22 protein-coding genes are annotated in these 26,012 nt (G+C 72.0%); 16 read left to right on the top strand and 6 right to left on the bottom strand.

What is annotated here, in order from left to right:
- Window positions 1–1,035 (bottom strand): hypothetical protein (locus ABT025_RS31125; RefSeq protein ID WP_351001722.1); only part of this gene is annotated, 1,035 nt, incomplete at its 3' end.
- A 30-nt stretch (window positions 1,036–1,065) separates the two neighbouring features.
- Between ABT025_RS31125 and ABT025_RS31120 the strand changes: the two genes are divergently transcribed.
- Complete coding sequence (locus ABT025_RS31120) at window positions 1,066–1,842, top strand: tetratricopeptide repeat protein (RefSeq protein ID WP_351001720.1); 777 nt, start codon at window positions 1,066–1,068, stop codon at window positions 1,840–1,842.
- A gap of 58 nt (window positions 1,843–1,900) precedes the next feature.
- Here ABT025_RS31120 and ABT025_RS31115 read toward each other — a convergent pair whose 3' ends face one another.
- The gene (locus tag ABT025_RS31115; protein WP_351001718.1) at window positions 1,901–3,178 is read right to left on the bottom strand and encodes a DUF1015 family protein; all 1,278 of its coding nucleotides are present in this window, start codon (window positions 3,176–3,178) and stop codon (window positions 1,901–1,903) included.
- A gap of 71 nt (window positions 3,179–3,249) precedes the next feature.
- Between ABT025_RS31115 and ABT025_RS31110 the strand changes: the two genes are divergently transcribed.
- Window positions 3,250–4,278 carry an HAD-IIA family hydrolase gene (locus tag ABT025_RS31110; RefSeq protein ID WP_351001716.1) on the top strand — a complete coding sequence of 343 codons (1,029 nt, stop codon included), beginning with the start codon at window positions 3,250–3,252 and terminating at the stop codon, window positions 4,276–4,278.
- Window positions 4,279–4,320: 42 nt separating this feature from the next.
- Here ABT025_RS31110 and ABT025_RS31105 read toward each other — a convergent pair whose 3' ends face one another.
- Window positions 4,321–5,202: a sigma-70 family RNA polymerase sigma factor gene (locus tag ABT025_RS31105; protein WP_351001714.1), complete on the bottom strand. Its 882-nt coding sequence runs from the start codon at window positions 5,200–5,202 to the stop codon at window positions 4,321–4,323.
- Between the two features lie 81 nt (window positions 5,203–5,283).
- On the opposite strand from ABT025_RS31105, the gene ABT025_RS31100 reads away from it, so the two are divergent.
- The 4 genes from ABT025_RS31100 (at window position 5,284) to ABT025_RS31085 (ending at window position 9,127) form a co-directional block, all read left to right on the top strand.
- The gene (locus ABT025_RS31100; protein ID WP_351001712.1) at window positions 5,284–5,991 is read left to right on the top strand and encodes an FMN-dependent NADH-azoreductase; all 708 of its coding nucleotides are present in this window, start codon (window positions 5,284–5,286) and stop codon (window positions 5,989–5,991) included.
- Between the two features lie 180 nt (window positions 5,992–6,171).
- On the top strand, window positions 6,172–7,131 hold the full coding sequence (locus ABT025_RS31095) for a FecCD family ABC transporter permease (RefSeq protein WP_351001735.1): 960 nt from the start codon (window positions 6,172–6,174) through the stop codon (window positions 7,129–7,131).
- A gap of 104 nt (window positions 7,132–7,235) precedes the next feature.
- Window positions 7,236–8,225 (top strand): FecCD family ABC transporter permease, encoded by a 990-nt coding sequence (locus tag ABT025_RS31090; protein WP_351001733.1) that lies wholly within the window; start codon window positions 7,236–7,238, stop codon window positions 8,223–8,225.
- A gap of 89 nt (window positions 8,226–8,314) precedes the next feature.
- Window positions 8,315–9,127 carry an ABC transporter ATP-binding protein gene (locus ABT025_RS31085; RefSeq protein WP_351001711.1) on the top strand — a complete coding sequence of 271 codons (813 nt, stop codon included), beginning with the start codon at window positions 8,315–8,317 and terminating at the stop codon, window positions 9,125–9,127.
- A gap of 49 nt (window positions 9,128–9,176) precedes the next feature.
- On the opposite strand, the gene ABT025_RS31080 is transcribed toward ABT025_RS31085, so the two are convergent.
- On the bottom strand, window positions 9,177–9,524 hold the full coding sequence (locus ABT025_RS31080) for an SCP2 sterol-binding domain-containing protein (RefSeq protein WP_351001709.1): 348 nt from the start codon (window positions 9,522–9,524) through the stop codon (window positions 9,177–9,179).
- 97 nt (window positions 9,525–9,621) lie between these two features.
- Here ABT025_RS31080 and ABT025_RS31075 point away from each other — a divergent pair, with 97 nt between their 5' ends.
- From ABT025_RS31075 to ABT025_RS31055, 5 genes are all read left to right on the top strand, one after another.
- Window positions 9,622–9,909 carry a hypothetical protein gene (locus ABT025_RS31075; protein ID WP_351001731.1) on the top strand — a complete coding sequence of 96 codons (288 nt, stop codon included), beginning with the start codon at window positions 9,622–9,624 and terminating at the stop codon, window positions 9,907–9,909.
- Between the two features lie 7 nt (window positions 9,910–9,916).
- Window positions 9,917–10,732: a TlyA family RNA methyltransferase gene (locus ABT025_RS31070; protein ID WP_351001707.1), complete on the top strand. Its 816-nt coding sequence runs from the start codon at window positions 9,917–9,919 to the stop codon at window positions 10,730–10,732.
- Complete coding sequence (locus ABT025_RS31065; RefSeq protein WP_351001705.1) at window positions 10,729–11,631, top strand: NAD kinase; 903 nt, start codon at window positions 10,729–10,731, stop codon at window positions 11,629–11,631. The genes ABT025_RS31070 and ABT025_RS31065 overlap by 4 nt, the downstream gene beginning before the upstream one ends.
- An 83-nt stretch (window positions 11,632–11,714) precedes the next feature.
- Window positions 11,715–13,460, top strand: coding sequence for a DNA repair protein RecN (recN, locus tag ABT025_RS31060; protein ID WP_351001703.1), 1,746 nt, complete (start codon window positions 11,715–11,717; stop codon window positions 13,458–13,460).
- Window positions 13,461–13,853: 393 nt separating this feature from the next.
- Complete coding sequence (locus ABT025_RS31055; protein ID WP_351001701.1) at window positions 13,854–14,951, top strand: glycosyltransferase family 4 protein; 1,098 nt, start codon at window positions 13,854–13,856, stop codon at window positions 14,949–14,951.
- A 9-nt stretch (window positions 14,952–14,960) separates the two neighbouring features.
- Here ABT025_RS31055 and ABT025_RS31050 read toward each other — a convergent pair whose 3' ends face one another.
- Window positions 14,961–16,586 (bottom strand): PucR family transcriptional regulator, encoded by a 1,626-nt coding sequence (locus ABT025_RS31050; protein ID WP_351001699.1) that lies wholly within the window; start codon window positions 16,584–16,586, stop codon window positions 14,961–14,963.
- A 175-nt stretch (window positions 16,587–16,761) separates the two neighbouring features.
- On the opposite strand from ABT025_RS31050, the gene ABT025_RS31045 reads away from it, so the two are divergent.
- Window positions 16,762–17,640, top strand: a complete 879-nt coding sequence (locus ABT025_RS31045) for a sulfurtransferase (RefSeq protein WP_351001730.1) — start codon at window positions 16,762–16,764, stop codon at window positions 17,638–17,640.
- A 227-nt stretch (window positions 17,641–17,867) separates the two neighbouring features.
- On the opposite strand, the gene ABT025_RS31040 is transcribed toward ABT025_RS31045, so the two are convergent.
- Window positions 17,868–19,670 carry a glycoside hydrolase family 15 protein gene (locus ABT025_RS31040; RefSeq protein WP_351001728.1) on the bottom strand — a complete coding sequence of 601 codons (1,803 nt, stop codon included), beginning with the start codon at window positions 19,668–19,670 and terminating at the stop codon, window positions 17,868–17,870.
- 406 nt (window positions 19,671–20,076) lie between these two features.
- Here ABT025_RS31040 and pyrG point away from each other — a divergent pair, with 406 nt between their 5' ends.
- From pyrG to ald, 4 genes are all read left to right on the top strand, one after another.
- On the top strand, window positions 20,077–21,738 hold the full coding sequence (gene pyrG / locus ABT025_RS31035) for a CTP synthase (RefSeq protein WP_351001697.1): 1,662 nt from the start codon (window positions 20,077–20,079) through the stop codon (window positions 21,736–21,738).
- Window positions 21,739–21,826: 88 nt separating this feature from the next.
- A complete protein-coding gene (locus ABT025_RS31030; protein ID WP_351001695.1) occupies window positions 21,827–22,453 on the top strand; it encodes an NUDIX domain-containing protein in 627 nt (208 codons plus the stop codon).
- Between the two features lie 204 nt (window positions 22,454–22,657).
- Entirely contained in the window at window positions 22,658–24,721 is a 2,064-nt protein-coding gene (locus ABT025_RS31025; protein WP_351001693.1) for a tetratricopeptide repeat protein, read from the top strand.
- 143 nt (window positions 24,722–24,864) lie between these two features.
- Complete coding sequence (gene ald, locus ABT025_RS31020; protein WP_351001726.1) at window positions 24,865–25,980, top strand: alanine dehydrogenase; 1,116 nt, start codon at window positions 24,865–24,867, stop codon at window positions 25,978–25,980.
- Window positions 25,981–26,012 lie beyond the last annotated feature (32 nt).

Genomic DNA, 26,012 nt, shown 5'->3' with positions numbered 1-26,012 from the left:
GGTGGCTTCCGCCGTGATGACAACCGCGGTGGTTCGTCGACCGGTGGTGGCTTCCGCCGTGATGACAACCGCGGTGGTTCGTCGACCGGTGGTGGCTTCCGCCGTGATGACAACCGCGGTGGCTCGTCGACCGGTGGTGGCTTCCGCCGCGATGACAACCGCGGTGGTTCGTCGACCGGTGGTGGGTTCCGGCGTGATGATCGGGCTCCGCGTCGGGACGATGACCGTGGTGGGCGTCCGAGCGGTGGCTTCGAGCGTCGCGACGACCGCCCGCGCGGGCCGGGTCGTGACGACGACAACCGCAGCGGCGGCTTCCGGCGTGACGACAACCGCGGTGGCTCGTCGTCCGGTGGTGGCTTCCGCCGCGATGACAACCGCGGTGGTTCCTCGTCCGGTGGTGGCTTCCGGCGTGACGACAACCGCGGTGGTTCGTCGACCGGTGGTGGGTTCCGGCGTGATGATCGGGCTCCGCGTCGGGACGATGACCGTGGTGGGCGTCCGAGCGGTGGCTTCGAGCGTCGCGACGACAACCGCGGTGGTTCCTCGTCCGGTGGTGGCTTCCGCCGCGATGACAACCGCGGTGGTTCCTCGACCGGTGGTGGCTTCCGCCGTGACGACAACCGCGGTGGTTCCTCGTCCGGTGGTGGGTTCCGGCGTGATGATCGGGCTCCGCGTCGGGACGATGACCGTGGTGGGCGCCCGAGCGGTGGCTTCGAGCGTCGCGACGACCGCCCGCGCGGGCCGCGTCGTGACGACGACAACCGCAGCGGCGGCTTCCGGCGTGATGACAACCGCGGTGGCTCGTCGTCCGGTGGTGGCTTCCGTCGTGACGACAACCGCGGTGGCTCGTCGTCCGGTGGTGGGTTCCGCCGCGATGACAACCGTGGCGGCGGCGGTGGCTATCGAGGTCAGCGGGACGACCGGGACAAGGGCGGTTACCGTGGGCGCGACGACCGCGGTGGGTACGAGAGGCGCGACGACCGCGACCGTGAGCCCATCAAGCGGCTTCCGATCCCTGACGACGTCACCGGTCACGAGATCGACAAGGACGTCCGTCAGGAGCTGATGAGTCTCCCGAAGACTCTGGCCGAGGACGTGGCCAGGAACCTGGTCATGGTGGCCCGGCTCATCGACGACGACCCCGAGCAGGCATACGCCTACTCCCGTATCGCGCTGCGGCTCGCCTCCCGTGTCGCAGCCGTGCGTGAGGCCGCCGGCTTCGCCGCCTACGCGACCCAGAAGTACGCGGAGGCCCTGGCGGAGTTCCGGGCGTCCCGGCGGATGACCGGTTCCGTGGAGCTGTGGCCCGTCATGGCCGACTGCGAGCGCGGACTGGGCCGGCCCGAGCGGGCGATGGCCATGGCGGGCGAGCCCGAGGTGCAGAAGCTGGACAAGGCCGGCCAGGTCGAGATGCGTCTGGTGGCGGCCGGGGCCCGCAGGGACATGGGGCAGATCGATGCCGCCATCGTGACGCTGCAGAGCTCCGAGCTCGCTTCCAGCGCCGTTCACCCGTGGACGCCGCGTCTGCGGTACGCGTACGCGGACGCGCTGCTGGCCGCTGGGCGCGAGGACGAGGCACGTGAGTGGTTCGGCAAGGCGCTGGAGGCCGACAAGGACGGCTCCACCGACGCGTCGGACCGCCTTGCCGAGCTGGACGGTGTCGAGTTCGTCGATGCCCTCGGTGACGACGAGGACGCCACCGCCACCGCCGACGTAGAGTCGCCGGTCGTCGTCGATGCGGACGACGCCATCGATGACGATGACGATGACGATGACGACGACGTGGATGACGAGGACGAGGACGAGGACGAGGACGAGGACGACGGTCCGGTCAAGGCGTAACGCATAGGAGGAGGGCGGCACCCAATGGGGTGCCGCCCTCTTCTGCGTTCGGGGCGGGTCAGCCGAGAGTCAGGCTGCGCAGGACCAGGCCCGTGGCCGGCTTGGGGCCGAAGGAGGTCGACTTGCGGGGCATGGTCACACCCTGCCGGGCGAGGTCGCGAACGACCTCTTCGCGTACCGGATGCATCAGCACCGCCGTGGAGCCGTGGCGCTCGGCCTGTTCGACGGCTGCCTCGGTGTCGTGGATGTAGGCGATGTGCGCCGGGTCGTCGGGGATCTGCCAGACGTGGTCGAGCAGCGCCGAGTGCAGGACCGTCGCGTCGAGGGTGCGCCAGGCGGCCGGCCGGTCCACCGGGACGGTACGGGCCAGCAAGGGCTCGGACGGGCGGTCGGCCAGATGGAAGGCGCCGTCGCCTGCGAGCAGGAAGGCGTTGCCCTCCGCTGCCGCGTCGGCCAGGGCGTCCAGGGCCTGGGCGAGCGACCCCTCGATGATGCGGACGCGGAACAGCCCGTCCAGCGCGGCGAGCGCGTCGACGACGGGCAGCCCGTGCAGCAGCCGGTGTATGGAGCGGACCCGGAGCGGATAGCGAACGGTGTCGACCAGGAGGACCAGGCCGAAGTCCCAGGGGCCGGGGGCGGAGTGCTCCTGCTGGAGACGCAGGTAGGTGGCCCAGCGGTGATGGCCGTCGGCGATGAGAGCCTGATGACCGGCCAGGTCCGTTTCGATCTCCGCCCGGTCGGTGGGATCGGTGACCGCCCACAGCCGGTGGCTGTATCCGTCCTCGGTGGTGGTGGCGAGCAGCGGCGGACGCTGGATGGTCCGCTCGATGACCGCGGTCGCGCCTGTGGCGTTGCCGTCGCTGCGATAGGTCAGCAGCAGGGGTTCGAGGTGGGCCCCGGTGGTCCGCATCAGATCGGCCCGGTCCTCGACGACGTGGGCCATCACGTCCTCGTGCGGGAGCACGATGCCGTCCGCGGGGCCCGAGAGTGCCAGGGCGCCGACGACGCCGCGTTGCAGGATCTCGCCGTTGCGCTGCTCGTAGACGTACAGCGCCGGCTCGGCATCGGGGGCGAGCACCCCTTCGGCCAGCCAGCGGTTCAGGGTCGCGGCGGCCTGTTCGTGCCGGGCGGCCGCGGTGTCGGCCTGCGGGAGGATCAGCCGCACGATGTTGTGCGGGTCCGCGGACTCCAGGTGGTGCAGTCCGTCGGGCCGTACAACCACGTCGTACGGGGGCGAGGTCACCGCCGCGAGGCTGCCTACCCGCTCGGGGACGTAACGCAGTCCACGGAACGGAATGAGACGCAGTCCCTCGTCCGCGGGGCCTCGTGTGTTCATTTCTGCATCGTATGTGCGGTCCGGCGATGCGCGATGATCGGGGGACAGACAGGCTATGAGGAGCGCAGGATATGAGCCAGGCGAGCAGGACCGGACCGAGCGGGAGCAGCACCGCTCTGAGCGAGTCGTACGACACGGCGCTGCTCGATCTCGACGGGGTGGTGTACGCGGGTGGGCAGGCGATCAACCATGCCGTCGATGCTCTCCGTACCGCGCGGGACGGCGGGATGCATCTGGCGTACGTCACCAACAACGCGCTGCGGACGCCGGCTGCCGTGGCTCAGCATCTGACCGAAATCGGGGTGCCCGCCGAGCCCGCCGACGTGATCACTTCGGCGCAGGCCGTGGCACGGCTGGTCGCCGATCAGCTGCCGGCCGGGGCGCGGGTGCTGGTGATCGGGGGCGAGGGGCTGCGGGTGGCGCTGCGTGAACGCGGGCTGGAGCCCGTGGAGTCCGCGGACGACGACCCGGTCGCGGTGGCGCAGGGATACGGCGGGCCGGACATGGCGTGGGGCAGGTTCGCCGAGGCCTCGTACGCGATCAATCGTGGACTCCCGTGGTTCGCGTCCAACACGGACCTGACGATTCCGAGCGCCCGCGGGATCGCGCCGGGCAACGGAGCGGCCGTGGAGGTCGTACGGATCGCGACCGGAGCCGAGCCGCAGGTGGCCGGGAAGCCGCTGCCGCCGATGCACCGGGAGACGGTGCTGCGGACCGGTGCCGAGCGGCCGCTGGTGATCGGGGACCGGCTCGACACGGATATCGAGGGGGCGTTCAACGGGGGTGTGGACTCGCTGCTGGTGCTGACCGGAGTGACGGATGCGGCCCAGCTGGTGGCCGCGGTGCCCGAGCACCGGCCGACGTATGTGGACGCCGACCTGCGCGGGCTGCTGACGGGGCAGCCCGAGGTGACGCGGACGGACGACGCGTACGCGTGCGGCGGCTGGACGGCTTCCGTGCGCGGTGAGGAGCTGGTGCTGGAGGGCGACGGGGACGCGCTCGACGGTCTGCGGGCACTGTGCGGGGCCGCGTGGACGCACGCGGGGGACGGCTCGTGCGCACTGGATTCGGGCAAGGCGGTGGCCCGGCTCGGGCTGTAGCGGTGGTGAGGGGCTCCCCGCTGTCGGTGGCCGCGTTCCCGGTCAGCCGAGAACGGCGAGGTCCAGGCGCTGGAGGCGTGCGGGGTCGGCGATCACGTCGTACTCGGTGATCCGGTCGCCCTCGACGGTCAAGGTGAGCGCGAACAGCAGTCGGCCTCGTGGGGCCACGACGACCCCCACTGTGCCGTTGACCAGCGCCAGTTCGGCGAGCTGCGACCTGTGGGCGAGGGCGGCCGTCCCCTCCGCGACGGCTCGCGCGCCACGGGCCTCGGCCGCTCCGCCCGGCGGCACCGCGATGGCGTCGGCGCGTCGCACCACATCGGGAGCCAGCACCGCGAGGATCGCGGTGAGGTCACCGGCCCGTGCGGCGGCGAGGAACGCCGAGACGACCTGGCGGTTCCGGGCGAGTTCGTCCGCCGGGACCAGGGGAGTGCCCTGCACCTTGTGGCGCGCGCGGCTGGCGATCTTCTTCGTGGTGACCGGTGTGCGCTCGACGATGGGTGCGATCTGCCGGAACGGCACGGCGAACATGTCGTGCAGCACGAACACGACCCGTTCGACGGGCCCCAGGGTGTCCAGAACCACGAGCAGCGCACGGCTCACCGAGTCGGCGAGCACCGCCTCGTCCTCCGGGGGGCTCCCCTGAGCGGCGGCCTGGACCTGGTCGAGTACCTGTTGGCCGGCCAGGTCCTCCCGGCGGGACCTGCGAGAACGCAGCATGTCGAGGCAGATGCGCGTGAGCACGGTCCGTAGCCAGCCGGCCAGGTTGTCGACTTCGTCGGCGTCGACCCGGCACAGGCGGAGCCATGTCTCCTGGACGGCATCATCGGCCTCGTCCGGCGAACCGAGCATCCGGTGGGCTACTGCGCGCAGCCGGCCCCGCTGTGCCTCGAAGCGTTCCGCCAGTGCCTCGTGCTCGTCCATCGGTCACCTCTCCCGGTCCTGCTCCGTCACCTCTCTCGTCCCATGACGAACGAAACCCGGCTGAAGTGACAGGAGAAACCGGTGACCTCCCTGCTGCACCTGGATTCCAGTGCCAATCGCTCCGACACCTCGGTCAGCAGGCAACTGACCACGTTGTTCGCGCAGACGTGGCGGGCGGTGCACGGCCCGGCCGGATACCGCTACCGGGATCTGGCCGGCGCCCCGGTGCCGCCGCTGGAGACCGCCTACTGCTCGCTCGGCCGGCGAGTCGAACGAAACGGCCTCGTCTCCCCGGCCGGAGTGGACAGGCTGATCGCGAGCCCGGCCGAGAAACGGGAATGGGCGCTGACCCGTCCGCTGATCGACGAACTGCTGGAGGCCGGGACCGTGCTGATCGGAGCTCCGCTCTACAACTACTCGGTAGCGGCCTCGCTGAAGACATGGATCGACCGGGTGGGCTTCCCGGGAGCGTTCATCGACCCGGACACCGGGGACAGCCTGCTGCGGGGGACGAAGGTCGTGGTGATCAGCTCACGGGGCGGCGCCTACGGCCCAGGGACCCCACGGGAGGGCTGGGACTTCCAGACGCCCTATCTCCGGGCGTACTTCGGTGACAAAGGGGTGGAGGAGGAAGACGTGCGTTTCATCGACGTCGAGATGACCATGGCCGGCCTGGTCCCGGAGCTGGCCCGGTTCAGGCCCTTCGGGGCGAGCTCTCTGGCTGCGGCGCGCGCCGAAGTGACCGCGGTCGCGTCCGGCGGGCAGCCGGACCTCGGTGATGGCCGGTAGCAGCCGGTGGTGGTGGCCGGTGGTCGCCGGTGACGGAGGCCGGATCAAGGCCACAGCAGGCTAGGCTAACCTAACTCCGTGTTGGTTGAGAGTCCTCCGAACCCGAGCGCAGGCCCGATAGCCGCGCCGGACAGCGCCGTTCCCCCCAGGCGCCATGCGGTACGTGCCGCAGGGCTCCTGGTGGCGTCGGCCGCCCTGGTGCTGATGTGCCTGGCGAGCATCGCGATCGGCGCCAAGGGCCTGCCGCTCGCCGACGTGTGGCACGGCCTGTTCCACTACGCGGGGAGCGGTGACGACGTCCTCGTACGGAAGGTGCGCATCCCCCGGACCGTGCTCGGGCTGATCGTCGGCGCCGCACTCGGACTCGCCGGAGCAGTGATGCAGGCGCTGACCCGCAACCCGCTCGCCGAGCCCGGGTTGCTGGGCGTCAACGCGGGTGCGTCGGCGGCGGTCGTCTCCGCCATCAGCTTCTTCGGGGTCACCTCGCTGACCGGATACGTCTGGTTCGCCTTCGCCGGAGCCGCGATCGTCTCGGTCGCCGTGTACCTGCTCGGCGGCAGCCGGTCCGCCAATCCCGTACGGCTCGCGCTCGCCGGAACGGCCGTCACAGCCGCGCTGTACGGGTACGTCAACGCCGTGCAGCTGCTGGACTCGGCGGCGCTGGACCGGCTGCGGTTCTGGACCGTCGGCTCGCTGGCCTCCGCGAACATGGACACCGTCGGCAAGGTGTGGCCGTTCATCGCGCTCGGCGTGCTGCTCGCGCTGCTCATCGCGCGGCCGCTCAACGCCCTGGAGATGGGCGACGACACGGCACGGGCCCTCGGCGCCCATCTGACCCGGACCCGGGTCCTCGCGATGCTCGCCGTCACCCTGCTGTGCGGGGCCGCGACAGCCGCGTGCGGGCCGATCGTCTTCATCGGGCTGATGATCCCGCACCTGGTGCGTGCGATCACCGGCCCCGACATGCGGTGGATCCTGCCGTACGCGGCCGTGCTCTCCCCGGTGCTCCTGCTCGGCGCGGACGTGGTCGGCCGGGTCGTCGCCCGTCCGTCCGAACTCCAGGTCGGCATCGTCACCGCACTGCTCGGCGGGCCCGTCTTCATCCACCTCGTACGACGCAAGAGGATGTCCCAGCTGTGAAGGCCACCAAGGAGGAGACCGGAGAGACGGCGGAACCGAAGGCGCCGGCGGGAACGGCCCGGTCGGTGCGGGCCGTGCGGACGGCCGGCGGGTACTCGTTCCGGATGAACGTCCGGGCGTCCCTCGTCGTTCTGCTGCTCGGCGCCGTGGCAGCGATCGCGGCCGTCGTCCTCATCGGCAGCGGCGACTTCGCGATGACACCGGGCGAGGTCGTCACCACGCTCTTCGGACACGGCACCTTCCAGCAGGAGTTCATCGTCACGGACCTGCGCCTGCCGCGGGTGCTGGTCGGACTCCTCGTCGGGGCCGCGCTCGGTGTCGGCGGCGCCGTCTTCCAGACCATCTCGCGCAACCCGCTCGGCAGCCCCGACGTGCTCGGTTTCGGCCAGGGCGCGACCGTGGGTGCGCTGACCGTGATCGTCCTGTTCCAGGGCGGGGCGGCAGCGGTCGCGGGAGGCGCGGTCGTCGGCGGACTGCTGACCGGGGTCGCCGTCTACCTGCTGGCGTGGAAGCGCGGGGTGCACGGGTTCCGGCTCGTCCTGGTGGGGATCGGTGCTGCCGCCATGCTCACCGCCGCGACGCAGTACCTGATCACCAAGGCCAACCTGGTCGACGCGACCCGTGCCGTCGTCTGGATGACCGGCTCGCTCGACGGCCGGGACTGGGCGCAGGTCTGGCCCCTGCTCGCGGTCTGCGGTGTGCTGCTCCCGCTGGTGTTCGGGCACGGGCCCGCCCTGCGGGCGATGGAGATGGGCGACGACGCCGCGTACGCGCTCGGCGTACGGGTCGAACGCACCCGGCTCGTCCTGATGGGCTCCGCCGTGCTGCTCGTCGCCGTCGCCACGGCCGCGGCGGGACCGATCGCGTTCGTCTCGCTGAGCGCCCCGCAGCTGGCCCGCCGGCTCACCCGCTCCACCGGCCCCAACCTGGTGGCCGCGACCTTCATGGGGGCGGCGCTTCTCCTCGTCGCCGACTGGATCTCGATGGAGGCCTTCGGCGACCGGCAGCTGCCCGTCGGAGTGGTCACCGGAGTGCTGGGCGGCTGCTATCTGCTGTGGCTCCTGGTGTCCGAGCGCAAGGCGGGCCGTATATGAAGGCCCGTGCGCGGGGCGCGGAACGGGCGCCCGGCACCGAACCCGCACCCCAATCCCTCACCGATCCGACCCACCCCCGGAGTACGACCATGCAGCGCCTCACCGCGGACTCGGTGACCCTCGGCTACGACCAGCGGGTCATCGCGGAGAATCTCTCGGTCGAGATCCCCGACCACTCGTTCACCGTGATCGTCGGCCCCAACGCCTGCGGGAAGTCCACGCTGCTGCGGGCGCTCTCCCGGATGCTGAAGCCGACCCGCGGCAGGGTGCTGCTGGACGGTGAGGCGATTCACGGCCTGCCCGCGAAGAAGGTCGCCAGGACCCTGGGGCTGCTGCCCCAGTCCTCCATCGCACCGGAGGGCATCACGGTGGCCGACCTCGTGGCCCGGGGGCGCTACCCGCACCAGGGGCTGCTGCGGCAGTGGTCACCCGAGGACGAACGGATTGTCGATGAATCGATGGCATCGACCGGGGTCGGTGCACTGGGCAATCGCTATGTCGATGAATTGTCCGGCGGTCAGCGCCAGCGGGTCTGGATAGCGATGGCGCTCGCCCAGCAGACGCCGCTGCTGCTGCTGGACGAGCCGACGACATACCTCGACATCCAGCACCAGATCGACGTGCTCGACCTGTGCGCCGAACTGCACGAGACGCAGGGGCGCACGCTGGTGGCGGTCCTGCACGACCTGAACCACGCCGCGCGGTACGCCACGCACCTCATCGCCATGCGGGAGGGCGAGATCATCGCGGAGGGCGAGCCCGGGGAGATCGTCACCGCGGAGCTCGTGGAGCGGGTGTTCGGGCTGCGGTGTCAGGTGATCCCCGACCCGGAGACGGGGACACCGCTGGTGGTGCCTGCCGCACGAGTGCGGGCGCGGGTGCCCGTGTCCCGGGGCGCGTGACCCCGGGCCACGCCTTGTCCTCAAGCGCCGGACGGGCCTGACCGGGCGGTTACAGCAGCGATCTCAGCTTCAGGAGGTCGCGGAAACCGGCCTCCAGGCGTACCCGGCCCGAGCCCCACGCCTTGGCGAAGTTCAGTTCGCCGTCCACCATCGCCACCAGGTCGTCCCCGGTCATCGCGAGCCGGATCTCCGCCTTCTCCGGGGGCGGTCCCTGGACCGTGTCCAGGACCTGGATCCGGCCGCCTGCGAGGCGGCCGGTGAAGGTCACGTCGAGGTCCTTGATGTGGCAGCTGAGCGAACGGTCGAGCGCCGCCGCGCCGCGCACATCGCCGTCGGCCCCTGCGAGGTTGTCGGAAAGTCTGTCGAGTGCGCTGCGGCACTCCGCCATGGTCGCCATCGTGACCGACGGTACCGCAGCCCTTCGCGGTAGCGTTTCCCGCATGAGCGACTCGATGCCGGGGCCGGACCCGGCCGCCGCAACCGCGCCCGGGGAGATGCCGCAGGACGTACCGCAGGCGCCGCCCGCCGCGGTCTCGCACGAGCCCGCCGGCCCGGCGCCCCTCGGTGTCGTACGCACGCCCACGGGCAGCGCCGGCGTGGACGCGCACCTGGAGCGCCTGGCCGATGCGGACCACCTTCCGGCGGACGGACACATCGAGGTGTACGAGGATGTACACCGTGGCCTGCGCGACACGCTGACCGCGCTGGACGCCAGGCCCGCACCCGCGCCGGTGCCCGCACCGATGCCCCCGTACAACAACTCGTACAACAACAGGAGCTGAACCGAACGTGGCAGGAGTGGCCCGTCGCCGCCTCGACGCCGAGCTGGTGCGCCGAAAGCTTGCCCGCTCACGCGAGCATGCGAGCCAGCTGATCGCCGCAGGACGGGTGACCGTCGGCGGCAACACCGCGACCAAACCGGCCACCCAGGTCGAGACGAGTGCCGCGGTCGTCGTCACCAAGGACGACAGCGACCCCGAGTACGTCTCGCGGGGCGGCCACAAACTGGCGGGCGCCCTCGCCGCCTTCGTCCCGCTCGGGCTCGAGGTGGAGGGGCGGCGGGCGCTGGACGCCGGGGCCTCGACCGGCGGGTTCACCGATGTGCTGCTGCGGGCCGGAGCGGCCCGCGTCCTCGCCGTGGACGTCGGTTACGGGCAGCTCGCCTGGTCGCTCCAGTCCGATGAACGCGTCATCGTCAAGGACCGTACCAATGTGCGGGAACTGACCCTGGAGGCGATCGACGGCGAGGCGGTGGACCTGGTGGTGGGCGATCTGTCGTTCATCCCGCTCGGCCTCGTGCTGCCCGCCCTGGCGCGTTGCGCAGCCCCGGACGCGGACCTGGTCCTCATGGTCAAGCCGCAGTTCGAGGTCGGCAAGGAGCGCCTCGGCAGCGGCGGTGTGGTGCGCAGTCCCGAGCTGCGCGCCGAAGCGGTACGAGAGGTGGCCCGGCGGGCCTGGGCGCTGGGCCTGGGGGTCCGGGGTGTGACGGCCAGCCCGTTGCCCGGGCCGTCGGGGAATGTCGAGTACTTTCTGTGGCTGCGGGCCGGAGCACCGGAGCTGGATCCTGCGGATGTCGACCGTGCAGTGGCGGAGGGGCCTCGTTGACGACGAATGCGGCACGAACAGTATTTCTCTTGGCACACACCGGCCGGCCGGCCGCGATCCGCAGCGCCGAGCTTGTCGTCCAGGGGCTGCTCCGCAACGGCCTGGGCGTGCGGGTCCTGGCCCATGAGGCGGCCGACCTGCCGTTGCCGCCGTCCGTCGAGACGGTCGCCGACGCTCCCGAGGCGGTCGACGGCTGCGAGCTGCTGATCGTCCTCGGCGGGGACGGGACGCTGCTACGGGGAGCGGAGCTCTCGCGTGCCTCCGGGGTCCCGATGCTCGGCGTCAACCTCGGCCGGGTCGGCTTCCTGGCCGAGGCCGAGCGCGACGACCTCGACAAGGTCGTCGACCGGGTCGTCACCCGGGCGTACACCGTCGAGGAGCGCATGACGATCGACGTCCTCGTGCACAGTAACGGCGACATCGTCCACCGGGACTGGGCGCTCAACGAGGCGGCCGTGCAGAAGGTGTCGCCCGAGCGGATGCTCGAGGTCGTGCTGGAGATCGACGGCAGGCCGGTGACCGGGTTCGGCTGCGACGGCATCGTGTGCGCGACGCCCACAGGATCTACCGCGTACGCCTTCTCGGCAGGCGGCCCCGTCGTCTGGCCCGAGGTCGAGGCGCTGCTGATGGTCCCGATCAGCGCCCACGCACTGTTCGCCAAGCCGCTGGTGACCTCGCCGACCTCGGTGCTCGCCGTCGAGGTCCAGCCGCACACCCCGCACGGGGTGCTCTGGTGCGACGGGCGCAGGACCGTGGAGCTGCCCGCAGGCGCGCGTGTCGAGGTGCGGCGCGGCGCCGTACCCGTACGGCTGGCCCGGCTCCACCAGGCCTCGTTCACGGACCGGCTGGTGGCCAAGTTCGCGCTGCCGGTGTCGGGGTGGCGGGGCGCACCGCACTGACCCACGGCGGGCTCCCGTGCCGGGCGGATCCGACGCCGTGACCGCAGCCCGTGTGCGCGCGGGCCCCGAAACCTCGTATGGTCATGTGCGTGTTGGAGGAGATGCGGATACGGTCGCTCGGAGTCATCGACGACGCGGTGGTGGAACTGTCACCCGGTTTCACCGCTGTGACCGGTGAGACCGGCGCGGGCAAGACCATGGTCGTCACCAGTCTGGGACTGCTGCTCGGCGGGCGCGCCGACCCCGCCCTGGTGCGGATCGGCGCCAAGGCCGCCGTCGTCGAGGGCCGGATCACGGTGGCCGAGGGCGACGCGGTGGCGTTGCGGGCCGAGGAGGCCGGGGCCGAGATCGAGGACGGTGCGCTGCTCATCAGCCGTACCGTTTCGGCTGAAGGGCGTTCCCGGGCCCATCTCGGCGGCAGATCCGTGCCGGTGGGAGTGCTGGCAGAACTCGCCGACGAACTCGTCGCCGTGCACGGCCAGACCGACCAGCAGGGGCTGCTCAAGCCGGCCCGGCAGCGGCAGGCCCTGGACCGGTACGCGGGCGACGGTGTCGCCGTGCCCCATGCCAAGTACGCGGCGGCCTACCGGCGGCTGCGCGAGGCCGCCGGGGAGCTCGACGAGCTGACCACGCGTGCCCGCGAGCGCGCCCAGGAAGCCGATCTGCTGCGCTTCGGGCTGAACGAGATCGCCGCCGTCGAACCGCTGCCCGGCGAGGACACCGAGCTCGCCGCCGAGGCGCAGCGCCTCGGCCACGCGGACGCGCTGGCCTCGGCCGCCGCCCTCGCGCACACCGCGCTGGCCGGCAACCCCGAGGACCCGGAGGCCGTCGACGCGCGAGCCGTCGTCGCGGCCGCCGGGCAGGCCCTCGACGGGGTGCGCGCCCACGACCAGGCGCTCGCCGCTCTCGCGGACCGGGTCGGCGAGATCTCGATCCTGCTCTCCGACGTCGCGGGCGAACTGTCGGGCTACGCCGACCAGCTGGACTCGGATCCGCTGCGGCTCGCCGCGGTCGAGGAGCGCCGCGCCGCACTCACCGGTCTCACCCGCAAGTACGGCGTGGACATCGCCGCCGTGCTGGCCTGGGCCGAGGAAGGGGCGGCCCGGCTGACCGAGCTGGAGGGCGACGACGACCGGATCGGCGAACTGACCGCGGAACGCGACGCGCTGCGCGCCGAACTCTCCGGTCTCGGCCAGGCGTTGACGGATGCCCGTACGGCGGCCGCCGCGCTCTTCGCCGAGGCGGTGACCGCGGAACTCGCCTCCCTCGCCATGCCCCACGCCCGCGTCTCCTTCGACATCCGGCAGACCGAGGCGGCGGACGATGCGTCGGGCATCGAGATCGACGGACGCAACGTGGCGTACGGACCGTCCGGTGCCGACGAGGTCGAACTCCTGCTGGCCCCGCACCCCGGCGCCCAGCCTCGCCCGATCGCCAAGGGCGCGTCGGGCGGCGAACTGTCCCGGGTGATGCTCGCCGTCGAGGTGGTCTTCGCCGGCTCCGACCCGGTACCCACCTACCTCTTCGACGAGGTGGACGCGGGCGTCGGCGGCAAGGCGGCCGTCGAGGTCGGCCGGCGGCTGGCGAAGCTCGCCCGGTCGGCGCAGGTCGTGGTCGTCACCCACCTGCCCCAGGTGGCGGCGTTCGCCGACCGTCAGCTGCTGGTCGAGAAGACCGTGGACGGCTCGGTGACCAGGAGCGGTGTCACGGTCCTGGAGGGCGAGGACCGGGTACGGGAGCTGTCGCGGATGCTCGCGGGCCAGGAGGACTCCGAGACGGCCCGGGCGCACGCGGAGGAACTGCTGGCCACCGCACGGGCTGACGGCTGAGGGCCGCCCTGTACGCATGACGAGGACGTGGCCGACGCGTACCTGCTGATGGAGGGGTGCGCGTCGACGGGCGCGGCCCGGCTGTCCCCGGGGCGCTCGTCCTCGGGCCGGTGCGGTGCGCGCGTCGCAGGGGACGGAGACCGTCACCGCCACCACGTGATCAGTGCTCGCCGGGGTGCTCGGCAAGCGCTGATCCGGGCGTTCGGGCCGTCGGAGTCCGTCCGGAATTCACCCGTGCGGGTGGTGCGCCACGCCCGGTTTGTCGCGGTGCGCACCGGCGTATCGGTCCGGCCGTGCCGGAACGTGCGTACGGACTGGCATCCTTGGCGGTGTACTTACGGCCGTCGGGTGACGCCGTTACCCCCGACTCGGGAGCCCCGGGAGCCATTCAACGTGTCACAGCTGCGTACGGTCCAAGTGCTGGGCGGCGGCAGTGCGGGCAGCAGCGCCCATGTCGGATCGCTGGCGGCCGGACTGGTCGCGCGAGGCGTGCAGGTCACCGTCTGCGCGCCCGCGGCGCTGGAGCGTGCCTACGACTTCTCCGGCACGGGGGCCCGTTTCCTGCCCGTGCCGCGACGTAGTGACCCCGCCGCCGTCGCCGCGCTGCGCGCCGCCTGCGCAGGGGCCGACGTCGTGCACGCGCATGGACTGCACGCCGCCGTGCGGGCCGCGCTGGCGCTCGGCGGCCGACAGGTCCCGCTGGTCATGACCTGGCACGCCCGGGCCCACGCCGAGGGCGCGCGCCGCCGGCTGCTGCACCTGCTGGAGCGGAGGGCCGCCCGTGCGGCGTCGGTTGTGCTCGGCACGTCGTCGGACCTGGTCGACCGGGCCCGTCGCCGCGGTGCGCGTGACGCACGCCTCGCGCCCGTCGCCGTTCCCGCACCACGTGCCCCCGCGCCTGTTCCCGAGAGCAAGGTGCGGGCCGAACTCGGCGCGGTGGAGCGGCCGTTGGTCGTGGCGGTGGGCAGTCTCGTGCCGCATCACGGATACGGCACGCTGCTCGACGCGGCACGGATGTGGCGCCGGCTCGACCCCGTACCCCTGCTGGTCATCGCGGGTGAGGGGCGTGAGAGGGCGGCGCTGCGGCGCCGGATCAAGGCCGAGGACCTGCCTGTTTCACTGATCGGCAGCCGTACCGACGTTCCCGAACTCCTGGCCGCCGCCGACGTCGTCGTGCTGCCCAGCCGCTGGGAGGCGCGTTCGGTGCTGGCCCAGGAGGCGTTGCGGATCGGTGCGCCGCTGGTCGCGACCGCGGTCGGCGGAGTGCCCGAACTCGTGGGTGACGCGGCGGAACTCGTGCCGTACGCGAACGCGGAGGCGCTCGCCCGGGCCGTCGCCCGGCTGCTCGGCGATCCGGCGGAACGGGAACGGCTGGCAGCCGCCGGGCCCAGGCAGGCCGCGAGTTGGCCGACCGAGGACGACACGATCGCCCAAGTGCTCAGCGTGTACGACGAGTTGGCGCAGCCGCTCGCGGTGGCCCGTACCCGCTGAGGTCACCGGTCACGTCGTGTGGCGGCGGGCGCGCAGGGCCAGGCTCAGTGCCAGGACGGCCTGCGGGTCGTCCAGATCGGTGCCGAGCAGTTCACCGATGCGGGCCAGCCGGTTGTACAGCGTCTGGCGGTTCAGATGCAGTTCGCGCGCCGTCTCCGCCTTGCGGCCCGCATGGGCCAGATACGTCTCCAGCGTGGGCAGCAGCGGCGGGCGCGAGGTGCGGTCGTGATCGCGCAGAGGGCCGATCGCCCGCTCGACGAACGCCGCCAGATCCGGATGGTCCCGCAGCCGCCACAGCAGCAGATCGATGTCGAGCCGCCGGGCGTCGTACCAGGGCCGGTCGCCGAGCCCCTGCGCCGCCGTGGCCGTCTCCGCCGCGTGCCGCAGCCCCGCACCGGCCGCCGCCCAGCCGCCCGCCACCCCGACCACCACGACGGGGGGATGGGAACCCGCCCGCTCCAGACCGGCCCGCTCCACCCCGGCCCGCAACGCCGCGGCGACCCGGTCGGCCACCGCCGTACGCTCCGTCTCCGTGCGCAGCCCCAGCAGCAGCGGCACCCGGCCCTCCACCGGCCGCACCCCGAGCAGCACCGGCACCCCCACCGAGGACAGCTCCTCCAGGACCGCGCGCGCCAGCAGCGCCCAGTTCCCGGAGGGGGAGAGCTCCGGGGCCAGCCGCATCACCACGGGCAGCAGCGGCATCTCGCCCGGCTTGAAGCCCAGCACGCGGGCCTGCGCCGGCGCGTCCTCGGGGGTGATGCGGCCCTCCGCGAGGTCGGTGAGGAAGTCACCGCGGCCGCGCGCCGCGAGCTCCTCCTCCTGGCGGGCCTGCATCAGCACCACCGCGAGGATGCCCGCCGCCCGTTCCGCCGCCATCCGGTGCACCGGCACCAGCGGCCCGTCCACCGCCAGCAGGACCAGCCTGGCCCGCACCGAGCCGGTTCCCGGGCCGCCGCCCGGCACGTCCACCAGCACCGCGCCGACGGGGGGCGACTCGCGGGCGGTCCGGCCGCCGCGCATCCCGTCCCAGACCTGGAGCGGATCGGGGGAGGCCGGGCCCGACCCGGTGCCCGCCGCGTACAGCAGCTGGCCGTCCGCCGTCTCCAGGAAGACCGGGTTGGCCGTGAAATCCGCCAGGATGCCCAGCACCTGGGGCACCCCGCCGCCACCGAGCAGCGCCTGGGTGCAGCGTCGGTGGACCTCCTCGGCCTGCTGCAGGAGTGCGTAGTGACCGTTGACGATCTCGGTGTGGATCTCCTCCGTCACCGTCACGAACGGCACCTCGCGGTGCAGCTGGACCAGTGGCAATCCGGCCGCGCGGGCGGCGTCCACGATCGAGGACGGCAGCCTGCTGAAGCGCGGACCGAGCTCCACGACGAGGGCGGCGATACCGCGGTCGGCGAGCCGTCGGACGAACGCCCGCTGTTCGGCAGGGCGGGTGCCCAGCCCCAGGCCGGTGGTGAGGAGGAGCTCGCCGCCCTTGAGCAGCGACGCGATGTTGGGGACCTCGCCCGCGTGCACCCAGCGCACGGTACGGCCGAGCCGGTCGGCTCCGGTCACCACCTCGGGGAGTCCGCTGCGCAGCCCCGGCAGCTCAAGGGCTCGCTGCACGGTGATGCCGCCTTGGGTCTCCACTGGCTCTGGCCTCGCGTTCCGCGTCTGTCGGACCGGGCGGTCGCACGATTGCGGTCACCCTGGTCAGGAAGGTACCGGCCCGGGACGCCGCGGGCTCCGTCGGGGCGGTACGCCGTTGACAGGGTCCGGACCCGCTGCGATCTTGAAAATCTTGTACCCGGACGAGTGGGGAACCATGGGTGGCGATGTACCGCAGCACGACGATGTCCTGCCCGGTCCTCTGGTCGGCGCCGACTGGCTCGCCGGACGGCTCGGCTCTCCGGGGCTCCTGGTGCTCGACGCCTCCGTCGGTGCGCACCGGGGGTCCGCGCGGCGGATCGCGGGGGCGCGGCCGTTCGACATCGACGGCGCACTCTCCGACCCCGCGGGACCGCTGCCCCACACGATGCCCGACGCCGGCCGGTTCACGGAGGAACTGCGCACTCTGGGCCTCCACGACGGCGACACGGCCGTGGTCTACGACGCGGTGGGCATCTACTCCAGCGCCCGGGCCTGGTGGATGCTCCGTGCGATGGGCTTCGACAGGGTCGCGGTGCTCGACGGGGGCCTGCCCGGCTGGGCGGCTGCCGGACTGCCGACGGAGGACGGCGCACCCGCCGCCCCCGCGGAGCGCGGTGACTTCACCGCCGGGCCGCGCGCGGGACTGTTCGTGGGCGCGGACGTGGTGGCGGCGGCCCTCACCGATCCGGCGTCCGCCGTCTTCGACGCCCGGTCCCGGGAACGCTTCGGCGGTACGGCCCCCGAGCCGCGTGCGGGCCTGCGGGGCGGCCATATGCCCGGGGCGGTCAGCCTGCCCTTCGGCGAGGTCCAGCACGAGGGCCGGATGCGCCCGGAGGCTGAGCTGCGGGCCGCGTTCGGAGACCTGGCTCAGGACCGGGAGCGGCTGCTCTTCAGCTGCGGATCGGGTGTCACCGCCTGCGTACTGACGCTGGGCGCCGCGCTGGCCGGATACCGCGACCTGGCGGTGTACGACGGCTCCTGGAGCGAGTGGGGGCTGCCCTCGGGGCGGCGCCCGGTCGTGACGGGGCAGGAGACGGAGGCTTCCCGCGCTTGAAGCCGGGCGGTCCCGTGCAGCGGCTGAGCCGGGCGGTCCTGTGCAGCGGCGGGATGCGCGGCTGGAACCACGCGACTTCCCGGGCCGGCCTGCCGAACGGCGAGCAGCGAGGCCGCTCCTACCTGTCGTCCCTCCCCGGTCGTGCCAGGGAACCAACGAGCTGTTCTGCGGTGACCCGGCGGCGGTGCCGCGGTGAGCCGCCCGGCCCACCGCAGCACCGCGGCCCGTCAGCCCACGTACGCGCCGCTGGCAGTCAGCCGCAGCGCCGTGTCGATCAGCGGCACGTGGCTGAACGCCTGCGGGAAGTTCCCCACCTGGCGCTGCAGCCGTGAGTCCCACTCCTCGGCCAGCAGGCCCAGGTCGTTGCGGAGGGACAGCAGGCGCTCGAAGAGCTGGCGGGCCTCGTCGACCCGGCCGATCATCGCCAGGTCGTCCGCCAGCCAGAACGAACACGCGAGGAACGCGCCCTCGTCGCCCTCCAGGCCGTCCACACCGGCGTTCTCGCCCGTGGTGGGGTAGCGGAGCACGAAGCCGTCCTCGGTGGAGAGCTCCCGCTGGATCGCCTCGATCGTGCCGATGACCCGCTTGTCGTCGGGCGGCAGGAACCCCATCTGGGGGATCAGCAACAGGGAGGCGTCCAGTTCCTTCGACCCGTAGGACTGGGTGAAGGTGTTGCGCTCCTTGTCGTAGCCCCGTTCGCAGACGTCGCGGTGGATGTCGTCGCGCAGCTCGCGCCACTTCTCCAGCGGCCCGTCCGTGTCGCCGGACTCGATCAGCTTGATGGTCCGGTCGACCGCGACCCAGGCCATCACCTTGGAGTGCACGAAGTGCCGGCGCGGCCCGCGCACCTCCCAGATGCCCTCGTCCGGCTCGTCCCAGTGCTTCTCCAGGTACTCGATCAGCTTGAGCTGGAGACCGGTCGCGTAGTCGTTACGGGTCAGCCCCGTCATGTGCGCGAGGTGCAGGGCCTCGGTGACCTCGCCGTACACGTCCAGCTGGAGCTGGCCCGCGGCGCCGTTGCCGACGCGGACCGGGCCGGAGTTCTCGTAACCGGGCAGCCACTCCAGCTCGGCCTCGCCCAGCTCCCGCTCGCCCGCGATGCCGTACATGATCTGCAGGTTCTCGGGGTCGCCCGCGACCGCCCGCAGCAGCCACTCGCGCCAGGCACGGGCCTCCTCGCGGTAGCCGGTGCGCAGGAGCGAGGAGAGAGTGATCGCGGCGTCGCGCAGCCAGGTGTAGCGGTAGTCCCAGTTGCGCGAACCGCCGATGTCCTCCGGGAGGGAGGTGGTCGGCGCGGCGACGATGCCGCCGGTCGGCGCGTACGTCAGGGCCTTCAGGGTGATCAGCGAGCGGACCACGGCCTCGCGGTAGGGGCCGTGGTACGTGCACTGGGCGACCCACTCGCGCCAGAAGTCCGCGGTGGCCTCCAGCGAGCCCTCCGGGTCCGGGAGCGCGGGCGGCTCGTGGTGCGAGGGCTGCCAGCTGATGGTGAACGCGATCCGGTCACCGGGGGCGACGGTGAAGTCGGAGTACGTCGTCAGGTTCTCGCCGAAGGTCTCGGCGGGGGTGTCCAGCCAGACCGAGTCCGGGCCCGCGACGGCGACCGTACGGCCGTCCACCTTGTGCACCCACGGGGTGACGCGCCCGTAGCTGAACCGCATGCGCAGCTCCGAGCGCATCGGCACCCGGCCGCTGATTCCCTCCACGATCCGGATCAGCTGGGGTGCGCCGTCGCGCGGCGGCATGAAGTCGGTCACTCTGACCGTGCCGCGCGGCGTGTCCCATTCCGATTCCAGGATCAGTGAGTCCCCGCGATAGCGGCGACGGTCCGCCTGAGGCGGTTCCGCGCCCTCCGCGCGGGCCGGCCCCAGGCGCCAGAAGCCATGCTCCTCGGTGCCCAGCAGCCCGGCAAAGACGGCGTGTGAATCGAAGCGGGGCAGGCACAGCCAGTCGGCCGTGCCGTCCCGGCAGACCAGGGCGGCGGTCTGCATGTCTCCGATGAGTGCGTAATCCTCGATGCGCCCGGCCACGTGCGTCTCCAGTCGAACGGCCATGTCGCCCCGTGGGGCGCTTACTGCGGGTCAAGAGGTCGTTGCAGGGGGTTGAAGTGGGGGAACCTGCGTGCTCATACCTCGCCCGGAGCGAGTGTCCGAGCAGGATACGACGCACCCGGGTGATCCGCGCGACGCTCTTGGCAACAGAGGTGAGCCGAACGGGTGGGGCGTGAGAGACGTGCGGTGATCCCGTGTGCGGGATGTGCCGGGAGTGGCCGGAAGCAGGCTCCCCTCGTCGCTGTTACCCTGGTAGCCCGTGGACCGGTGGTCGTCTGCGACAGCAGACGAGGCCCCCGAACCGCAGCGACGGCACCTCCGGATTCTCCGGATGGGAATGCCGGTACGCACCTCACGATCGCGACCACGGGAGCCCCCTTTGGCTATGCAGCCCACATCCACGACGACCAAGCACATCTTCGTCACCGGGGGTGTCGCCTCTTCCCTCGGCAAGGGTCTGACTGCCTCCAGCCTCGGTGCCCTGCTCAAGGCGCGCGGCCTTCGGGTCACCATGCAGAAGCTCGACCCGTACCTGAACGTCGACCCGGGCACGATGAACCCCTTCCAGCACGGCGAGGTGTTCGTCACCAACGACGGCGCCGAGACCGACCTGGACATCGGCCACTACGAGCGCTTCCTCGACGTCGACCTCGACGGCTCGGCCAACGTCACCACCGGCCAGGTCTACTCGACGGTCATCGCCAAGGAACGGCGCGGCGAGTACCTCGGTGACACGGTGCAGGTCATCCCGCACATCACCAACGAGATCAAGCACCGCATCCGCCGCATGGCCACCGACGACGTCGACGTCGTCATCACCGAGGTCGGCGGCACGGTCGGCGACATCGAGTCGCTGCCGTTCCTGGAGACCGTCCGCCAGGTCCGCCACGAGGTGGGCCGGGACAACGTCTTCGTCGTGCACATCTCGCTGCTGCCCTACATCGGCCCGTCCGGCGAGCTCAAGACCAAGCCCACCCAGCACTCGGTGGCGGCCCTCCGCAACATCGGTATCCAGCCGGACGCCATCGTGCTGCGCGCCGACCGCGACGTACCGACCGCCATCAAGCGCAAGATCTCGCTGATGTGCGACGTCGACGAGGCGGCCGTGGTGGCCTGCCCGGACGCCAAGTCGATCTACGACATCCCGAAGGTGCTGCACTCCGAGGGCCTGGACGCCTACGTCGTGCGCAAGCTCGACCTGCCGTTCCGCGACGTCGACTGGACCACCTGGGGGGATCTGCTGGACCGCGTCCACAACCCCGACCACGAGGTCACGGTCGCGCTGGTCGGCAAGTACATCGACCTGCCCGACGCCTATCTCTCGGTCACCGAGGCCATCCGGGCCGGCGGCTTCGCCAACAAGGCCCGTGTCAAGGTCAAGTGGGTCGCGTCCGACGACTGCAAGACCCCGGCCGGTGCCAAGAAGCAGCTCGGCGACGTCGACGCCATCTGCATCCCGGGCGGTTTCGGCGAGCGCGGCGTCGTCGGCAAGGTCGGCGCCATCCAGTACGCCCGTGAGAACAAGGTGCCGCTGCTCGGCCTCTGCCTCGGCCTGCAGTGCATCGTGATCGAGGCGGCGCGCAACCTCGCCGAGATCCCCGACGCCAACTCCACCGAGTTCGACGCGGCCACCGCCCACCCCGTCATCTCGACGATGGAGGAGCAGCTGGCGTACGTCGAGGGCGCGGGCGACCTGGGCGGCACCATGCGGCTCGGCCTGTACCCGGCGAAGCTCGCCGAGGGATCGCTGGTCCGTGAGGCCTACGACGGCCAGCCGTACGTGGACGAGCGCCACCGTCACCGCTACGAGGTCAACAACTCCTACCGCGCCGAGCTGGAGAAGAAGGCCGGTCTGGTCTTCTCCGGCACCTCCCCGGACAACAAGCTCGTCGAGTACGTCGAGTACCCGCGCGAGGTCCACCCCTACCTGGTCGCCACCCAGGCGCACCCGGAGCTGCGCTCCCGCCCGACCCGCCCGCACCCGCTCTTCGCGGGCCTGGTGAAGGCGGCCGTCGCGCGCAAGACGGGCGCCACGCCGGGCAAGTAACGGCATCCCCGCAGGCGTTACGGTTGGCCGGGGTACGCATCCTTCGAGGACGCGTACCCCGGTCACTGTTTTTTGTGGGAGGACGTAGATGGGTTTCCAGGACACGCCCGAGGAATGGCCGGTCACCGCGACCGAGACTCCGTTCCGGGGCAACAAGACCAGCGTCCGCACCGACGACGTGGAGATGCCCGACGGCACGATCGCGCGCCGCGACTACCAGGTCCACCCCGGCTCGGTCGCCGTGCTGGCGCTCGACCACGAGGACCGCGTCCTCGTGCTCCGCCAGTACCGGCACCCGGTGCGTCACAAGCTGTGGGAGATTCCGGCCGGGCTCCTCGACGTACCCGGTGAGAACCCGCTGCACGCCGCGCAGCGCGAGCTCTACGAGGAGGCGTACGTCAAGGCCGAGGACTGGCGGGTGCTGACCGACGTCTACACGACGCCCGGCGGCTGCGACGAGGCTGTACGGATCTTCCTCGCCCGGAACATCTCCGAGGCGGACGGGGAGCGCTTCGAGGTCTCCGAGGAGGAGGCCGACATGGAGCTGGCGCGGGTTCCGCTCCAGGACCTCGTGCGGGGCGTCCTCGCGGGGGACCTCCACAACAGCTGCCTGGTGGTGGGGGTGCTCGCGCTCGCGGCGGCGCTCGCGGGCGACGGGACCGACTCGCTGCGGCCCGCGGAGGCGCCCTGGCCCGCCCGGCCGTTCGAGGCCTGACGACACGTCGGGAGTGCCGGGGGAGACGCTCGCGAGGTCCCGTGCGGGCGCTCCCTCGCATCCCCCGGTCGGAAAACCTGCTGATCCGATCGGGGGACCTCCCCGCCGCGCTCCACCCGATTCGCCCACTCGCCTGAACTACGCTCGGAATGCCCTGACCGGAGTCCCGGCGGGCGACGCGTGCAGCGAAGTGGAGCGTGGCCCGTGACGGATCAGGCGGTGGACACCAGCGGCCCGGCCGAGGCAGCGGGGACCGAGGAGCCGGCCGCCGTCGAACCACCCCGATTCTGCGGGCGCGAGCGCGAGTTGAAGGAACTGCGGGCCGATATCGAACGGGCCGGACTGGACACCATGGCCGGTCGAAAGAGCGGCCGGGCCCGGGTCCTGCTCATCGCGGGCCGCCCCGGTTCCGGCCGTACCGCACTGGCCGGTGAACTCGCCCGGCGGCTGCTCGAGACGGGCGACTACCCCGACGGGCTGATCCGTGTCCGGCTCACCGAACCCGGTGGCGCCCCCGTCCCCGCCGAAGGCGCCGCGCGCGAACTCCTGGGCGGGCTGGACGTGGCCGGCCCACCCGGCGCGGACGCGGACGAACTGTCCGAGATGGTCCGCGAGGCGCTCGCCGTACGACGTGTCCTGCTTTTGCTCGACGACGCGTCCGACGCCGAACAGGTCGACCCGCTGCTGCCGGACAATCCGGACTGTCTCGTCATCGCCACCGCTCAGGGCCCGCTGACAGGCATCCCCGGCGTCCGGCCCTGCACCATCGGCGGCCTGGACGCGGGCTCCGCCGTCGAGCTGCTCGCCCGTGCGATCGGCCAGGTCAGGATCACCGTCGACCCGCTGACGGCGGAGACCCTGGCGGAGGAGTGCGGGGGGCAGCCCGCCGCGCTGGTCATGGTCGGGGGCTGGCTGGCCACCCGTCCGACGGCCTCGGTGGCCGACGTCACCAAACAGCTGAGGGAACTGCCGGACGACACCGAACAGCCCACCGGAGCACGCCCGTTGGCCCGCGCCTTCCGGCTGGTCCACGACTCGCTGCCGCCGACCGCCGCCCGGATACTGCGGCTGCTCTCCCTCGCCCCGGCCGGGCTCGCCGACGCCCACACCGCGTCGGCGCTCGCCGGCTGTTCCGTCTCTGCCGCCCGGACCACCCTCGACGACTTCGTCCGGCTGGGGCTGCTGCGGAGCGACAGCGCCGAGGAGCCGCAGTACGAGGTGCCCGGCTGCCTCGCGGCGCTGCTGCGGGCGCTGCTGGAGGACCGGGACCGCCCGGCCGAGATCCAGCTCGCCCAGGCCCGGATGCTGGAGCGCACCGTGCGGCTGCTCCAGTCCTGCCGAGCGGTCACCGAACCCGAAGGCTCCCCGGCCCGGCGCAAGCTTGCCGGACTGCCGCGCTCCCTGCGGTTCCCCGGCCCCGAGGCGGCCGCCGCCTGGCTGCGGATCCGCAGGCCCGCACTGGTCGCCTCCGCCCGGATCGCCGTCGAGGACGGTGAACTCGACACCCTGGCAAGGCGGTTGGTGGCCGCTCTGGTGCGGGCGCTGGCCGTGCACGAAGGCACCGAGACGGCCGCGCCCGACCTCTACGGACTGCACGGTCTGGTGCTGGCCGTCGCGGAGCGGCGCGATCTGCCCCGGGAGCGGGCGGCCGCGCTGCTCAACCTCGCCGATCTGGACGCGGGCACCGGCCGGACCCGGGAGGCACTGGCCCGCTACCGGGCCGCGCTGGATGCCGGACGGGCCGCGAAGGACTTGTACGCCACCGGGCGCGCGATGGAATCCGTGGGCGGTGCCTATGCCGAGCTCGGCGACTTCCACCGGGCAGCCGACTGGTACGGCCGGGCGCTCGCGCAGCGGCTCACCCAGGGCGAACGGGCCGACGAGGCGCGGCTCTACGGGAGGCTCGGCACCGTCCACACCTACGCGGGCCGTTACGGCGAGGCGCTGCGGAACTGGCGGGCGGCGGCGGCCGGCTACCGCAGGCTCGGCGATGTGCCCGCCCAGGCGCGGGCGCTCAGCGAGGTCGCCCGGGTCCAGGAGTACGCGGGCCGTCCGCAGGAGTCGCTGCACACCTGCCGGGAGGCCGTGGAGTGGGCGCGCCGGGCCAAGGACCTGCGACTGCAGGCCGCGCTGGAGCTCCGGCTGGCCGACACCCTCGACCGCCTCGGCGACCCCGCGGCTGCGGGGCTGCACAGGGGTGCGGCCGAGAGATTGCTGGGCGAGGAGAGCGCAGCCTACGAAATCCGTAGTGCGACGACAGAAAATTAATGCTTTGTAAGGCTAGACAGGGAGAAGCCCTTCATTAGACTGGCTCTGCCGCGGGTGTTCGCGGTGTCTCCATTTACGCTGTGTCTATCCGGGTATGTATAGCTATGTCCGGATGACCCTCCGAGCCAAGGACCGTGATCGACGTGAAGGTCGGCATCCCCCGCGAAGTCAAGAACAACGAGTTCCGCGTGGCGATCACGCCTGCCGGTGTGCACGAGCTCGTCCGTCACGGCCACCAGGTCGTCGTCGAGGAGAACGCCGGGGCCGGCTCCTCCATCACGGACGAGGAGTACGTCGCCGCCGGAGCGCAGATCCTGCCCACCGCCGACGAGGTCTGGGCCGTCGCGGACCTGCTGCTGAAGGTCAAGGAGCCGGTTGCCGAGGAGTACCACCGCCTCCGCAAGGGTCAGACCCTCTTCACGTACCTGCACCTCGCCGCCTCCCGCGCGTGCACGGACGCGCTTCTGGAGTCCGGCACCACGGCCATCGCCTACGAGACCGTCGAGACCGCGAACCGCGCGCTGCCGCTGCTCGCCCCGATGTCCGAGGTCGCGGGCCGGCTGGCCCCGCAGGTCGGCGCGTACCACCTGATGCGTTCGGTCGGCGGCCGCGGTGTGCTGCCCGGCGGTGTCCCGGGCACGGCGGCCGGCAAGGCTGTCGTCATCGGTGGTGGCGTCTCCGGCTGGAACGCCACGCAGATCGCCGTCGGCCTCGGCTTTCACGTCACGCTGCTCGACAAGGACATCAACAAGCTCCGCGAGGCCGACAAGATCTTCGGCACCAAGGTGCAGACCGTCGTCTCCAACGCCTTCGAACTGGAGAAGGCCGTCGTCGAGGCCGACCTCGTCGTCGGTGCCGTGCTCATCCCCGGCGCGAAGGCCCCGAAGCTGGTCACCAACGAGCTCGTCGCCAAGATGAAGCCCGGAAGTGTACTTGTCGACATTGCAATTGATCAGGGTGGCTGCTTCGAGGACTCGCACCCGACGACGCACGCCGAGCCGACCTTCATGGTTCACGACTCGGTCTTCTACTGCGTCGCGAACATGCCTGGAGCGGTCCCGAACACCTCCACGTACGCCCTCACCAACGCGACGCTGCCCTACATCGTGGAGCTCGCGAACCGTGGCTGGGCCGAGGCGCTGCGCCGCGACGCCGCACTCGCCAAGGGCCTCAACACCCATGACGGGCAGGTCGTTTACCGCGAGGTGGCCGAGGCGCACGGCCTCGACCACGTCGAACTGAGCACGCTTCTCGGCTGACGGGTCAACACCGTCCGTCAACCTCACGCGTC

Source organism: Streptomyces sp. NPDC002809 (genome assembly GCF_040295435.1).
Classification (GTDB): Bacteria; Actinomycetota; Actinomycetes; order Streptomycetales; family Streptomycetaceae; genus Streptomyces.
The sequence above is the reverse complement of the archived record's forward strand: the minus strand, read 5'-3'. Positions and strand labels throughout refer to the sequence as shown.

What these genes read in the sequence shown, in the direction of transcription:
- ABT025_RS31090 (WP_351001733.1), top strand. Translation starts at nt 7,236, where the DNA reads ATGAACGTCCGGGCGTCCCTCGTCGTTCTGCTGCTCGGCGCCGTGGCA.
- pyrG (WP_351001697.1), top strand. Translation starts at nt 20,077, where the DNA reads ATGCAGCCCACATCCACGACGACCAAGCACATCTTCGTCACCGGGGGT.
- recN (WP_351001703.1), top strand. Translation starts at nt 11,715, where the DNA reads ATGTGCGTGTTGGAGGAGATGCGGATACGGTCGCTCGGAGTCATCGAC.
- ABT025_RS31120 (WP_351001720.1), top strand. Translation starts at nt 1,066, where the DNA reads ATGAGTCTCCCGAAGACTCTGGCCGAGGACGTGGCCAGGAACCTGGTC.
- ABT025_RS31030 (WP_351001695.1), top strand. Translation starts at nt 21,827, where the DNA reads ATGGGTTTCCAGGACACGCCCGAGGAATGGCCGGTCACCGCGACCGAG.
- ABT025_RS31085 (WP_351001711.1), top strand. Translation starts at nt 8,315, where the DNA reads ATGCAGCGCCTCACCGCGGACTCGGTGACCCTCGGCTACGACCAGCGG.
- ABT025_RS31080 (WP_351001709.1), bottom strand. Translation starts at nt 9,524, where the DNA reads ATGGCGACCATGGCGGAGTGCCGCAGCGCACTCGACAGACTTTCCGAC.
- ABT025_RS31075 (WP_351001731.1), top strand. Translation starts at nt 9,622, where the DNA reads ATGCCGCAGGACGTACCGCAGGCGCCGCCCGCCGCGGTCTCGCACGAG.
- ABT025_RS31105 (WP_351001714.1), bottom strand. Translation starts at nt 5,202, where the DNA reads ATGGACGAGCACGAGGCACTGGCGGAACGCTTCGAGGCACAGCGGGGC.
- ABT025_RS31110 (WP_351001716.1), top strand. Translation starts at nt 3,250, where the DNA reads ATGAGCCAGGCGAGCAGGACCGGACCGAGCGGGAGCAGCACCGCTCTG.
- ABT025_RS31045 (WP_351001730.1), top strand. Translation starts at nt 16,762, where the DNA reads ATGGGTGGCGATGTACCGCAGCACGACGATGTCCTGCCCGGTCCTCTG.
- ABT025_RS31115 (WP_351001718.1), bottom strand. Translation starts at nt 3,178, where the DNA reads ATGAACACACGAGGCCCCGCGGACGAGGGACTGCGTCTCATTCCGTTC.